The organism is Actinomycetes bacterium (assembly GCA_035506535.1).
GTDB lineage: Bacteria > Actinomycetota > Actinomycetes > DATJPE01 > DATJPE01 > DATJPE01.
In genome coordinates this window covers 1-12,138 of record DATJPE010000015.1, presented here as the reverse complement: position 1 = coordinate 12,138, position 12,138 = coordinate 1, and the positions used below count along the sequence as shown (strand labels likewise).

Annotated in this window: 13 protein-coding genes, 1 tRNA gene and 1 riboswitch; all 14 genes read left to right on the top strand. The window is 73.8% G+C overall.

Going from position 1 to position 12,138, the window contains the following annotated elements; genetic code table 11:
• A riboswitch (TPP riboswitch) is annotated at window positions 1–114 on the top strand.
• 39 nt (window positions 115–153) lie between these two features.
• The 14 genes from VMI11_02350 (at window position 154) to VMI11_02285 (ending at window position 11,818) form a co-directional block, all read left to right on the top strand.
• Window positions 154–1,242 (top strand): thiamine ABC transporter substrate-binding protein, encoded by a 1,089-nt coding sequence (locus VMI11_02350; protein ID HTY71244.1) that lies wholly within the window; start codon window positions 154–156, stop codon window positions 1,240–1,242.
• Window positions 1,218–2,825 carry an ABC transporter permease subunit gene (locus VMI11_02345; GenBank protein HTY71243.1) on the top strand — a complete coding sequence of 536 codons (1,608 nt, stop codon included), beginning with the start codon at window positions 1,218–1,220 and terminating at the stop codon, window positions 2,823–2,825. The genes VMI11_02350 and VMI11_02345 overlap by 25 nt, the downstream gene beginning before the upstream one ends.
• 2 nt (window positions 2,826–2,827) lie before the next feature.
• On the top strand, window positions 2,828–3,517 hold the full coding sequence (locus VMI11_02340; protein HTY71242.1) for an ATP-binding cassette domain-containing protein: 690 nt from the start codon (window positions 2,828–2,830) through the stop codon (window positions 3,515–3,517).
• Window positions 3,518–3,740: 223 nt separating this feature from the next.
• Window positions 3,741–4,052: a 50S ribosomal protein L21 gene (gene rplU / locus VMI11_02335; GenBank protein ID HTY71241.1), complete on the top strand. Its 312-nt coding sequence runs from the start codon at window positions 3,741–3,743 to the stop codon at window positions 4,050–4,052.
• 9 nt (window positions 4,053–4,061) lie between these two features.
• A complete protein-coding gene (rpmA, locus tag VMI11_02330; protein ID HTY71240.1) occupies window positions 4,062–4,319 on the top strand; it encodes a 50S ribosomal protein L27 in 258 nt (85 codons plus the stop codon).
• A gap of 125 nt (window positions 4,320–4,444) precedes the next feature.
• Window positions 4,445–5,794 (top strand): GTPase ObgE, encoded by a 1,350-nt coding sequence (gene obgE, locus VMI11_02325; GenBank protein ID HTY71239.1) that lies wholly within the window; start codon window positions 4,445–4,447, stop codon window positions 5,792–5,794.
• Complete coding sequence (gene proB, locus VMI11_02320) at window positions 5,794–6,918, top strand: glutamate 5-kinase (protein ID HTY71238.1); 1,125 nt, start codon at window positions 5,794–5,796, stop codon at window positions 6,916–6,918. Before obgE ends, proB begins: the two co-directional genes overlap by 1 nt.
• A gap of 85 nt (window positions 6,919–7,003) precedes the next feature.
• A complete protein-coding gene (locus VMI11_02315) occupies window positions 7,004–8,290 on the top strand; it encodes a glutamate-5-semialdehyde dehydrogenase (GenBank protein HTY71237.1) in 1,287 nt (428 codons plus the stop codon).
• A gap of 9 nt (window positions 8,291–8,299) precedes the next feature.
• Complete coding sequence (locus VMI11_02310; protein HTY71236.1) at window positions 8,300–8,449, top strand: hypothetical protein; 150 nt, start codon at window positions 8,300–8,302, stop codon at window positions 8,447–8,449.
• 7 nt (window positions 8,450–8,456) lie between these two features.
• Window positions 8,457–9,092: a nicotinate-nucleotide adenylyltransferase gene (gene nadD, locus VMI11_02305; protein HTY71235.1), complete on the top strand. Its 636-nt coding sequence runs from the start codon at window positions 8,457–8,459 to the stop codon at window positions 9,090–9,092.
• A complete protein-coding gene (locus tag VMI11_02300) occupies window positions 9,089–10,531 on the top strand; it encodes a LytR C-terminal domain-containing protein (protein HTY71234.1) in 1,443 nt (480 codons plus the stop codon). Before nadD ends, VMI11_02300 begins: the two co-directional genes overlap by 4 nt.
• Window positions 10,532–10,579: 48 nt before the next feature.
• Window positions 10,580–11,002, top strand: a complete 423-nt coding sequence (rsfS, locus tag VMI11_02295) for a ribosome silencing factor (protein HTY71233.1) — start codon at window positions 10,580–10,582, stop codon at window positions 11,000–11,002.
• Entirely contained in the window at window positions 10,999–11,667 is a 669-nt protein-coding gene (locus VMI11_02290; protein ID HTY71232.1) for a histidine phosphatase family protein, read from the top strand. Before rsfS ends, VMI11_02290 begins: the two co-directional genes overlap by 4 nt.
• A 75-nt stretch (window positions 11,668–11,742) precedes the next feature.
• Window positions 11,743–11,818: transfer RNA gene (locus VMI11_02285), tRNA-Ala, on the top strand.
• The last annotated feature ends 320 nt before the right edge of the window (window positions 11,819–12,138 follow it).

Below are 12,138 nucleotides of genomic sequence, written 5' to 3'. Positions count from 1 at the left end.
GGGCGTACCAAGGGGAGCTCGCAGGGACGTCGGGCTGAGAGGGTGGCCGCCGCCACCGACCCTCGAACCTGATCTGGGTAATGCCAGCGGAGGGACCTCGTGGCTCGCCATCGTTCCCGCTATCTGATCCGTCACCATCTGTCTCGTCGCCCGGTGATCCGTGCGCGCCTCGTCGCGCTCGCGCTGGCCGGTGTCTCGCTCGCGGCGTGCTCCGCCTCGTCAGGGTCGGGCGGCGCGGCCGCGTCGACGTACCCGAGCGGCTCCTATGGCGCCCCGGTGACCGTCACCCTGCTCGCGCACGACTCCTTCGCGGTGAGCAAGAGCCTGCTGACCGCCTTCGAGCGGCGGACCGGCATCACCGTCAAGGTGGTCACCGGCGGTGACGCGGGCGAGGTGGTCAACAAGGCGGTCCTCACGGCGGGCAACCCGGAGGGCGACGTGCTGTTCGGGGTCGACAACACGCTGCTGACGCGGGCGCTGCAGGGCGGGGTCTTCGAGCGCTACGTCTCGCCGGAGGACGCCGACCTGCGGCCGGAGCTGAAGGACCAGACCGGCGGCGGCTACGTCACGCCGATCGACTACGGCGACGTCTGCGTCGACGCCGACACGGGGTGGTTCGCCAAGCACCACCTGTCCGTTCCGCAGACGCTGGCGGACCTGACGCGGCCGGCCTACCGGGGGCTGCTGGTCGCCGAGAACCCGGCCACGTCCTCGCCCGGGCTCGCCTTCCTGCTGGCCACGGTCGCGCGGTACGGCGACCCCGGCTGGCTGACGTACTGGAAGGCGCTCAAGGCCAACGGGCTGACCGTCGTGAACAGCTGGGACGACGCCTACAACGGCGAGTTCTCCGCGGCCGGCAAGGGGACGCACCCGCTGGTCGTCTCCTACGGCACCGACCCGGCCGCGGCCATCGTCTTCGCGCCGAGCCCCAAGCCGAGCACCCCGGACATCGCGGTGATGGACGACAGCTGCTTCCGCCAGGTCGAGTACGCCGGGGTCCTGGCCGGCACCAAGCACGTGGCCGCGGCGCGCGCCGTGGTCGACTGGCTGCTCTCCCCCGCGGTGCAGGCCGACGTGCCCGGCTCGATGTTCGTGCTGCCGGCGCGCGCCGGCGTGGCGATCCCCGAGGTGTTCCAGAAGTGGACGGCCCGACCCGCGAACCCGCTGTCGGTCCCGCCCGCCGAGATCACCGCCAACCGCTCGTCCTGGATCGAGACGTGGACCGAGGCGATCGGCCAGTAGCGGGAGCCCGTACGCCGCCCGCGTGGGCCCTCGCCCTCGTGCCGGCGGCGTTCCTCGCCGTCTTCTTCGCGTGGCCGGTCGTCGACATCCTGCGGCGCGGGCTGACCGCGGCGGGCTTCTCGGTGCTGGCCCTGCCCTCGACCCGGCGGATCCTGTGGTTCACGCTGTGGCAGGCCGTCGTCTCGACGGTGCTGACGGTCGCGCTCGGGATGCCGCTGGCGGCGGCGCTGCACCGCTATGCCGTACCGGCCCGCCGCGCGGCGCTGCTACTGGTCACGATCCCGTTCGTGCTGCCCACCGTCGTCGTCGGTGAGGCGTTCCGCGTGCTGCTGCCCCCGTCGTGGGTCGGGGGGGTGCGCGCGATCCTGCTCGCCCACGTCTTCTTCAACCTGGCGATCGTAGTCCGCGTCGTCGGCGGGCTGTGGGCGCAGCTCGACCCCCGCTACGAGCAGGCCGCGCGCACCCTCGGCGCCTCCCCAGCGCGGGTGTTCGCCTCAGTGACGTGGCCGCTGTTGCGCCCCGCCGTCGCCGCCGCGGCCATCCTCGTGTTCCTGTTCACCTTCACCTCCTTCGGCGTCGTCCTCGTCCTCGGAGGGCCGGGCACCGTGACGCTGGAGGTGGAGGTGTACCGCCGGACCGCCGAGCTGCTGGACCTGCCCGGCGCGGCGGCGCTGGCCCTGGTCCAGCTCGTGCTGCTCGCGGGGGTCCTCGTGGTGTCGGCGCGGCTGCAGGCGCGGCTGGCGGTGCGGCAACGTACCCGCTCGCCCTCCGACGTCCTGGCCCCCGTGTGCGGGCGCGGCGCGCGGCTGCTGGTGGCGGTCGCCGGGGTGGAGGTCGCCCTCGTCGTGCTCCCGCTGCTCGCCCTCGCGCGAAGCTCGGTGCGGGTGGGCGGGCACTGGGGGCTGGACTGGTGGCGCCAGCTCTTCCGCGCCCCGGTGACCACCCGCGACGTCGACGTGGGGGCGGCGTTGCGGGTGTCCGCGGGCTACCTGGTCGCGACGGTGGTGATCGCGGTCGTCGTCGGCGGGCTGGCCGCGTGTGCGGTGGCGTACGCGCGCCGCTTTGCCTCCTGGCTCGACGCCGGGCTCATGCTGCCGCTGGGCACCTCGGCGGTCACGGTGGGGTTCGGCTTCCTGCTGGCCTTCTCGCGGGCGCCGCTGGACCTCAGGGACTCGGTGCTGCTCGTTCCGCTCGCGCACGCCCTCATCGCGATCCCGCTCGTCGTCCGCGCCGTGCTCCCCGTGCTTCGTTCGCTGGACACCAGGCTCCGCGACGTCGCCGCCACGCTCGGGGCGTCCCCGTGGCGGGTCTGGTGGACCGTCGACGGCCGGGCCCTGGCCGGGGCGCTGGCGGTCGGTGCGGGCTTCGCGGCCGCGGTCTCCCTCGGGGAGTTCGGGGCGACGGCCTTCCTCTACCGCGCGGCGTCGCCCACGCTGCCGGTGGCCGTCGTCCGTCTGCTGTCCCGGCCCGGGGAGTCCAACGCGGGGACGGCGGCGGCCGCGGCCACCCTGCTCATGGTCGTCACGGCGGCCGTGGTGCTGGCGACCGACCGCTGGCGGCCGTCGGCCTCGGGTGGGCTGTAGCCGTGGAGCGTGGGCTGGTCCTCGACGGCATCGCCGTCTCCTACGGCGGGCACGCGTTGCTCACCGACGTCGACCTGGCCGTCGAGCCGGGCGCCGTCGTGGCGCTTCTTGGCCCCAGCGGGTCGGGCAAGTCCTCCCTCCTGCGGGTCGTGGCCGGCCTGCTGCCTGCCGACCGCGGCGACGTCCGGTGGGACGGCGAGTCGCTTGCGCGGGTGCCCACCCACCGGCGCGGTTTCGGTCTGGTCTTCCAGGACGCGATGCTCTTCCCGCACCTCGACGTCGGGGGCAACGTGGCGTACGGCCTCGCGGCCCTGCCCCGCGCCGAGCGACGGACCCGGGTCGAGGAGCTGCTGGCGCTCGTCGACCTGCCCGGGTACGCCCGCCGGTCCGTCGCCACCCTCTCCGGCGGCGAGGCGCAGCGGGTGGCCCTCGCGCGCGCCCTCGCCCCCCGACCCCGGCTGCTCCTGCTCGACGAGCCCTTCGGCGCCCTGGACCGCGAGCTGCGCGACCGCCTCGCCGGCGACGTACGCGACCTCCTGCACGCCCTCGCCACCCCGGCCATCCACGTCACCCACGACGTCACCGAGGCCGAGCTCGTGGCCGACCGCACCGTCCGCCTCGTCCCCGCCACCGCGCCGGTGACCGCCGGCGCACCCACCAGCGCCGCCGGAGCCCGCACCCTCGCCCCCTGATTTCTCCGACTGAACGCGGCATTCCTCCAATAGGTCCGACTGAACGCCGCGTTCATTCGGGAGGACTGGGTCGGACGAGGCGGTCGTTGAGGCGCTGGCGGGGGGCGGTTTGACCCTCTTCGCGGGGTCCCCGTACCCTGGGCTGTCGCGCATCGCGCCGTCTCGGCGCGCCGACTGCTGCCCGTCCGTCGGGCACGTACGAGCCCACAGCGAGGAGTCAGCGTTGTACGCGATCGTCCGCGCCGGTGGCCGCCAGGAGAAGGTGGCCGTCGGTGACCTCGTCACGGTCGACCGGCTGCCGGGTGAGCCCGGGAGCAGCGTGCAGCTGCCCGCCTTGCTGCTCGTCGACGGCGACGCCGTGACCTCCGACGCCGCCGCGCTGGCCAAGGTCAGCGTCACGGCCGAGGTCGTCGCCGACGCCAAGGGTCCCAAGATCAACATCCTGAAGTACAAGAACAAGACCGGCTACCGCAAGCGCCTCGGGCACCGCAGCAAGCTCACCCAGGTCCGGGTCACCGGCATCGAGACGAAGTAGGACCAAGCGATGGCTCACAAGAAGGGCGCCTCGTCGTCCCGCAACGGTCGCGACTCCGCGGCGCAGCGCCTCGGCGTGAAGCGATTCGGCGGCCAGGTCGTCAACGCCGGCGAGATCATCATCCGCCAGCGCGGCACCCACTTCCACCCCGGCACCGGGGTCGGCCGCGGCAGCGACGACACGCTGTTCGCACTGGTCGGCGGCAGCGTGGAGTTCGGCACGCGGCGCGGCCGACGCGTCATCAACGTCGTTCCCGTGGCGGACTGACCGCCGAGCGGGAAGCACACCGAGGAGGGCGGGCCCGGCCGGGTACCGCCCTCCCGTCGTCTCGAGGGGCCGTCGCAGGTACGTCGTCCCGCCGGGAGGGTCCGACCGCCGAGAGGAGGCACCACGTGGCGAGCTTCGTCGATCGCGTGGTGCTGCACGTCGCCGCCGGCGACGGCGGGAATGGCTGCGCCTCGATCCACCGCGAGAAGTTCAAGCCGCTGGGCGGGCCGGACGGCGGCAACGGCGGGCGCGGCGGCGATGTCGTCCTCGTCGTCGACCCGAACGTCACCACGCTGCTGGACTACCACCGCGCCCCGCACCGGCACGCGACGTCCGGCAAGGCCGGCCAGGGCGACCACCGGAGCGGGGCCGACGGCGACGACCTCGTCCTCCCGGTCCCCGATGGGACCGTGGTGTCCAGCCCTGACGGCGAGCCGCTCGCCGACCTGGTCGGCGCCGGGACCCGGTACGTCGTCGCGCAGGGCGGCCGGGGCGGGCTCGGCAACGCCGCCCTGGCGACGACCCGCCGCAAGGCCCCGGGCTTCGCCTTGCTCGGCGAGCCCGGCTGGTCGGGCGACGTCGTCCTCGAGCTCAAGACGGTCGCCGACATCGGCCTGGTCGGCTTCCCCAGCGCCGGCAAGTCCAGCCTGGTCGCCGCCCTCTCCGCCGCCCGCCCCAAGATCGCCGACTACCCGTTCACCACGCTGACCCCGCACCTCGGGGTCGTGGAGGCCGGTGACGTGCGCTTCACCGTGGCCGACGTACCCGGCCTCATCGAGGGGGCGAGCGAGGGCCGCGGCCTCGGCCTGGAGTTCCTGCGCCACGTCGAACGGTGCGCCGCGCTGGTCCACGTCCTCGACTGCGCCACGCTCGAGCCGGGCCGCGACCCGGTGTCCGACCTCGACGTCATCGAGGCGGAGCTCGCGGCGTACGGCGGCCTGGAGGACCGGCCGCGCATCGTCGCCCTCAACAAGGTCGACGTCCCCGAGGGCGCCGAGCTCGCCGAGCTGGTCACGCCGATCCTGCGCGAGCGCGGGCTGCGGGTGTACGCCGTCTCGGCCGTCTCGCACGCCGGGCTGCGAGAGCTGTCGTACGCGATGGCCGAGCTGGTCGCCGCCGCGCGCGCCCACGCCGAGCCGGCGGAGCCGCACCGGATCGTGCTGCGTCCCCGGGCGGTCGACGAGGCGCAGTTCAGCGTCGTCCGCGAGGGCGAGCGGTTCCGCGTGCGCGGGGTCAAGCCTGAACGCTGGGTACGCCAGACCGACTTCACCAACGACGAGGCGGTCGGCTACCTCGCCGACCGCCTCGCCCGCCTGGGCGTCGAGGAGCGACTCGTCGAGCTGGGTGCGACCCCGGGGGCGGAGGTCGTCATCGGCGGCGAGGACGGCTGGGTGTTCGACTGGGAGCCCTCGATCGAGGCCGGTGCCGGCGCGCTCGGCCCGCGCGGCACCGACGTACGGCTCGAGGGCCTCTGATGCCCCGCGCCAGCGTCGCGCAGGCCCGGCGGGTCGTGGTCAAGGTCGGCTCGTCGTCACTGACCGACGGCACCGGTACGATCGACGAGGGCGCGGTCGACGGGCTGGCCGAGGTGCTGTCCCGCGCGCGTACGTCCGGCCGGGAGATCGTGCTCGTCTCCTCGGGCGCCATCGCCGCCGGGTTCGCCCCGCTCGGGCAGGTGCGCCGGCCGCGCGACCTCGCCACCCAGCAGGCCGCGGCCAGCGTGGGCCAGGGGCGGCTGATGCACCGCTACACCGACGCGTTCGCCGCCCGGGGTGTCGTCGTCGGGCAGGTCCTGCTCACCTCAGAGGACGTGACCCGGCGGGCCCACTACCGCAACGCCCAGCGGACCCTTTACCGGCTGCTGGAGCTCGGCGCCCTGCCCATCGTCAACGAGAACGACACGGTCGCCACCGACGAGATCCGCTTCGGCGACAACGACCGGCTCGCCGCCCTGGTGTCGCACCTGGTGGGTGCGGACCTGCTGGTCCTGCTGTCCGACGTCGACGGGCTGTACTCCGGTGACCCCGCCAAGCCTGGGACCGAGCTGCTGCGCGAGGTCCGCTCGGAGGAGGACCTGGTCGGGGTGTCGCTGGGCCGGCCCGGGCGTGCCGGGCGCGCCGGCGTCGGGACGGGTGGGATGACCACCAAGGTCGAGGCCGCCCGCATCGCCACGTCGGCGGGCGTACCGGTGGTGCTCACCTCGACGGCGGCCGCCGCGGAGGCGCTCGCGGGCGCTGAGGCCGGGACGTTCTTCCACGCGACGGGGACCCGGGCGCGGACCCGGTTGCTGTGGCTGCAGCACGCGGTGGCGCCGGCCGGCCGGCTGCTGCTCGATCCCGGGGCCGTGCGCGCCGTCGTCCAGCGCCGGCTGTCGTTGCTGCCCGCCGGCGTCACGGCGGTGGAGGGCGACTTCGAGGCCGGCGACGCCGTCGACCTCGTCGACGCCGACTCCGGGGTCGCTGTCGCACGTGGGCTGGTCAACTACGGCGCGTCCGAGCTGCCCTCGATGCTGGGCCGCTCGACCCGTGAGCTGGCGGCCGACCTCGGGCCGACGTACGAGCGCGAGGTCGTCCACCGCGACGACCTCGTCCTCCTCTGACCGTCCGCCCAAGCGGTGAGCTGTCAGGCGTTCCGGGCGCCCTGACGCACGCCGCGCCTGACGACTGGCCCACTACGCTGGGCACATGTCGACGACGTCGGTCCCGGGCGAGCGCGAGGCCGTCCTCGCCACGGCGCGGCGGGCCAAGGGCGCGGCGGTCCACCTCGCCCAGGCGTCCCGGGCCACCAAGGACGCCGCCCTGCACGCCATGGCCGACGCGCTGGTCAAGGAGAGCGGGCGCATCACGGAGACCAACGCTGCCGACGTCTCCCGCGCGCGGGCGAACGGGACCTCCGAGGGCATCGTCGACCGGCTCACCCTCACCGAGGCCCGGGTCGCGGCCATCGCCGACGCGCTGCGCGACATCGCCGACCTGCCCGACCCGGTCGGTGTCGTGGTACGCGGCTGGACCCAGCCCAACGGCCTGCAGATCCGCCAGGTCCGCGTCCCCCTCGGCGTGGTCGCGATCATCTACGAGGCGCGCCCGAACGTGACCGTGGACGCCGCTGGCCTCGGCCTGAAGTCGGGCAATGCCGTCCTGCTGCGCGGCTCGAGCAGCGCGTATGCCACCAACGAGGTGCTCGTCGACGTCATGCAGGACGCCCTCGAGGCGAGCGGGCTGCCGCGGGAGTCGGTGCAGCTGGTCCCCGGCACCTCTCACGAGTCGGTCACCCACCTGATCACGGCACGCGGCCTGGTCGACGTGGTGATCCCGCGCGGGGGAGCGGGACTGATCCGCTCGGTCGTGGAGGAGTCGAGGGTTCCGAGCATCGAGACCGGGATCGGCAACTGCCACGTGTACGTCGACGCGGACGCCGACATCGACAAGGCGGTGAGCATCCTCGTCAACGCCAAGGCGCAGCGCCCGAGCGTGTGCAACGCCGCGGAGACCTTCCTCGTGCACGCCGACGTCGCGGGGGCGTTCCTGCCCAAGGCGCTCGCGGCCCTGAGGGAGGCCGGGGTCACGGTGCACGGCGACGATCGCATCGCGGCGTACGTGCCGGCCGCCGGCGTCGCGTTCGCGCCAGTCACCGACGAGGACTGGGCCGCGGAGTACTACAGCCTCGACATCGCCGCCGGTGTCGTGGATGACGTCGACGAGGCCCTGCGGCACATCCGGCGGTGGGGGAGCGGGCACACCGAGGCGATCGTCACCGACTCCGTCACCGCAGCCCAGCGCTTCGTCAGCGGGGTCGACGCCGCCGCCGTGATGGTCAACGCGTCCACCCGCTTCACCGACGGCGGAGAGTTCGGCTTCGGTGCCGAGATCGGCATCTCGACCCAGAAGCTGCACGCGCGGGGGCCCATGGGCTTGCCCGAGCTCACCACGACCACGTACGTCGTCACCGGCGACGGCCACGTCCGCCGCTAGGCTCCGGGCATGAGCGCACTCCTCCTCCTGACCCACCTGGTCGCCGAGAAGGCCTCCTCGCCGAAGGAGGAGCACGAGGCCATCCTCGCGGGGCTCGGCGTCTTCCTCGGGCTGGCGCTGCTGCTCTTCATCGTGACGCGGTTCAACCGCGACCGCTGACACGGCGGTGAGCGCCCCACGGCGCCTGGGGGTGATGGGCGGCACCTTCGACCCGATCCACCACGGCCACCTCGTGGCCGCCTCCGAGGTCGCGGCCCGCTTCCACCTGGACGAGGTGGTGTTCGTCCCGACGTTCCAGCCGTGGCAGAAGGAGAGCCGGGAGGTCACCCCGGCCGAGGACCGCTACCTCATGACGGTCATCGCCACCGCCTCGAACCCCCGGTTCTGGGTCAGCCGGATCGACATCGACCGCGGTGGGCCGACCTACACCGTGGACACGCTGCGTGACCTGCGGGCCGCTCGCCCGGACTGGGAGCTGTACTTCATCACCGGGGCGGACGCGCTCGCGCAGATCTTCACCTGGCAGGACGCCGACCAGGTCGTGGGTCTCGCCCACTTCGTCGGGGTGACCCGTCCCGGGCACCACCTGGCCGACCCGGGGCTGCCGCTGGGGCAGGTGAGCCTCATCGAGGTCCCGGCCCTGGCGATTTCCAGTACCGATTGCCGCGAAAGAATCGGGGCCAACCTGCCGATCTGGTACCTCGTGCCGGACGGTGTCGTGCAGTACATCAGCAAGCGCGGTCTGTACCGCCGTATGGCGGACGGCGCGACGGTTCGTCACGCACCCGAGGGGGGCGCGTGACCGGAAAGCGGGCGGCGCCGAAGCAACGCCGCGGGCTGGGCTGGCCCAAGCGCCAGGCTGCCCCGGCGGCGCCGGCCCGCAGCGACGCGGACCCGGGGCACGCGGCGGTCCCCGCCGAGGCACCCGTCCTCGCCCATGTCGGCGCCCCCTCCGACCTCCCTCACCCCACCGGGCCGGCGCTGCCGTTTGAGCCCCCGCCCCCCGCGGCCCCGAGCGGGGCGGTCGTCCCGGCAGGCAACCCCTCCGTCCTGCCGTCCGGCGCCGTCCCGCTCGGCTCGCGCACCCTCGCCCGTCAGGAGCGCGAGCGCCGCTCGCAGCGCACCCGCGTCGTCCTGGCCGCGCTCGTGGCCCTGGTCCTGCTGGTCGTCGCGGCGACCTACGTCTCCCGGCATGCCGGCGGCAAGCACCACGCCGCGCCAGTGGCCAGCATCCCCAGCTCGGTCGTGCTGCTGCAGATCGTGGACGCCCAGGGCGCCGAGGGCATCGCCCTGCTCGGTGACCAGCACGCCAGCGCCGGGGCCGTCGTGCTCGTCCCGCCGCAGCTGTCCGTGGACGCCGGTGGTGACGGCGGGGCCACCATGCAAAGCGCAGCCCTCCTGCCCGGCACTGCCGCCGCGGACGGCCTGTCCGACGCGCTGGGCCTGCGCATCGACGGCACCTGGACCCTGACCCCCGCCGGCCTGGCCGCGCTGGTGGACAGTATCGGCGGGGTCGACGCCGACGTCGACGTCGACGTGCGCCAGGGCGACGTGATCAAGATCACCGCCGGCCAGCAGCACCTGGGCGGGGCCGCTGCGGCCGAGTTCGCGACGTACGCCGTGCCCGGCCAGCCGGCCCAGGCGCAGCTGGCCCGGCTCGACACCGTCCTCGAGGCCGTCTTCGCCAAGCTGTCCGCCAAGCCGGCCGGGGTGAGCGCCCAGCTCGCCGCGCTCGGGGCGACCAGCCACTCCACGATGCCGCTGGCCCGGCTCAGCCAGGTCCTGGCGGACCTGACTGCGCTCGACGCCAGCAACTCGCTGGTCTACCAGTCGCTGCCGGTGCACGAGCTCGACACCGGCGGGACGCCGACGTACACCGTGGACTCCACCGGAGCCGAGGGCGCCCTGTCGGCACTGACCGGCAGCTCGACCGGCGACGCGGCCAACCCGACCGCGATCCGGGTCCTCGTCCGCAACGGGGTCGGCACGCCCGGGCTGGGGGAGACCACGCGCGCCAAGCTCGCCAAGGCCGGTGACGTGTACGTCCCCGGCGGCAACCTCCTGCCCTTCGACAAGGACCCGACGGTGGTCCTCATCTCCGAGGACACCCCGCAGCAGCGGGCGATGGGCGACCAGGTCGCCAAGGCGCTGGGACTCACCGACGCCTCGTTGCGGGTCACCGGCGAGGGCCAGAGCATCGCCGACGTCGTCGTGGTGCTCGGGACCGACTATCGCCCGTGAGATCCTTGAGGGTCCGATGACCTCGACCACCCTGAGGGCCCACCGCTCGTGACCGCAGCAGCAGAGTCCATCGCCGTCGTCGTGGCGGCCGCCGAGGCGGCCTCCGACAAGCTGGCGGAGGACATCATCGCCTTCGACGTCTCCGAGCAGCTCGCGATCACCGACGCGTTCCTGCTCTGCTCGGCGCCCAACGACCGCCAGGTCCAGGCGATCGTCGACGCCATCGAGGAGCGGCTGCGCCGCGACTTCGACCTGCGTCCGACCCGCCGCGAGGGTGAGCGCGAAGGCCGCTGGGTGCTGCTCGACTACGTCGACGTCGTCGTGCACGTGCAGCACGCGGAGGAGAGGGTGTACTACTCCCTCGAGCGGCTGTGGCGCGACTGCCCGGTCATCCCCCTCCCCGAGAGCGTCTCATCAGGACGCGGCGGGCGGACGTCGCGCGAGGGCCTGGCCGAGCGCCCCGGCGCGTGAGCCCCCCGGCGGCGCGCGGCAGGGGCCGCCGGGTCGTCCTGTGGCGGCACGGGCGTACCGCCTGGAACAGCGAGAACCGCTTCCAGGGGCATCTCGACGTCGAGCTCGACCCGGTCGGGCTCGACCAGGCCGAGCGCTCCGCCCGGCTGCTGGCCTCCCTGCCGCCCGCCGCGATCCTGTCCTCCGACCTGGTGCGGGCCGCGGACACCGCCGCCGCCCTGTCACGCTGGACCGGCCTGGAGGTCCTTCACGACCCTGACCTGCGCGAGACCTACGGCGGTTCGTGGGAGGGTCATCTGGGCCGGGAGATCCAGGAGATGGACGGGCCGCGCTACCGGGCCTGGCGTGCGGGGGAGGACGTGGCTCCCGGCGGGGACGGCGAGACCCGGTCCCAGGTGGCCGAGCGTGCCGTCGCCGCCATCCGCCGCGGGCTCGAGGTGCTCGACCCCGGCGGGATCCTCGTGGTCGTCACGCACGGCGGTACGGCGCGCGCGTCGATCGGCACTCTCCTCGCCCTGCCCGTGGAGCACTGGGACGTCCTCGGCGGCCTGGCCAACGCGGCCTGGTCGGTGCTCGAGGAGCGCGCGGACGGCGGCTGGCGCCTCGCCGAGCACAACGCCGGGACGCTGCCCGAGCCCGTCGTCGGGGAGGACGCCCAGGGCTGAGGCGGGCGGGTTGGCGCTGATTGGGTCGCGGGAACGGCGTACGGCTATCCTGTTGGCTCGCCCGCGAGGGCGGCTGGGGCTGTGGCGCAGCTGGTAGCGCACCTGCATGGCATGCAGGGGGTCAGGGGTTCGAGTCCCCTCAGCTCCACCAAAAGGTCGGTATGAGAACCCTGGCCGTCACGCACGCCGGGCTGGTTGCCAGTTGCACCGGTCGTCTGCTGGTGCCCAGGCCCATCGAGTGCGTCGAGCATTTGGCGGTGGACACCTGCTGGCACGAGGCGTGACAGCAGGTCGTCGAATGGCTGGTTGTAGTCGACGCGGACCTGTCGTTGACGGCTTTGATCGTCTTCATCGATGTAGATCTTGGTGAAGAAGGCCTGGTTGAAGATCCGTCTGGTGGGCTCATCGGCTTGCAGGTATGCGGTGTAGCAGTCGCGGGTGATGTCGAGGGTGTCGGCGAGCATGGCGCGG

Bases quoted from the DNA above. Each gene is read 5' to 3' on its own strand.
- rpmA (HTY71240.1), top strand. From the start codon at position 4,062: ATGGCTCACAAGAAGGGCGCCTCGTCGTCCCGCAACGGTCGCGACTCC.
- VMI11_02315 (HTY71237.1), top strand. From the start codon at position 7,004: ATGTCGACGACGTCGGTCCCGGGCGAGCGCGAGGCCGTCCTCGCCACG.
- proB (HTY71238.1), top strand. From the start codon at position 5,794: ATGCCCCGCGCCAGCGTCGCGCAGGCCCGGCGGGTCGTGGTCAAGGTC.
- VMI11_02310 (HTY71236.1), top strand. From the start codon at position 8,300: ATGAGCGCACTCCTCCTCCTGACCCACCTGGTCGCCGAGAAGGCCTCC.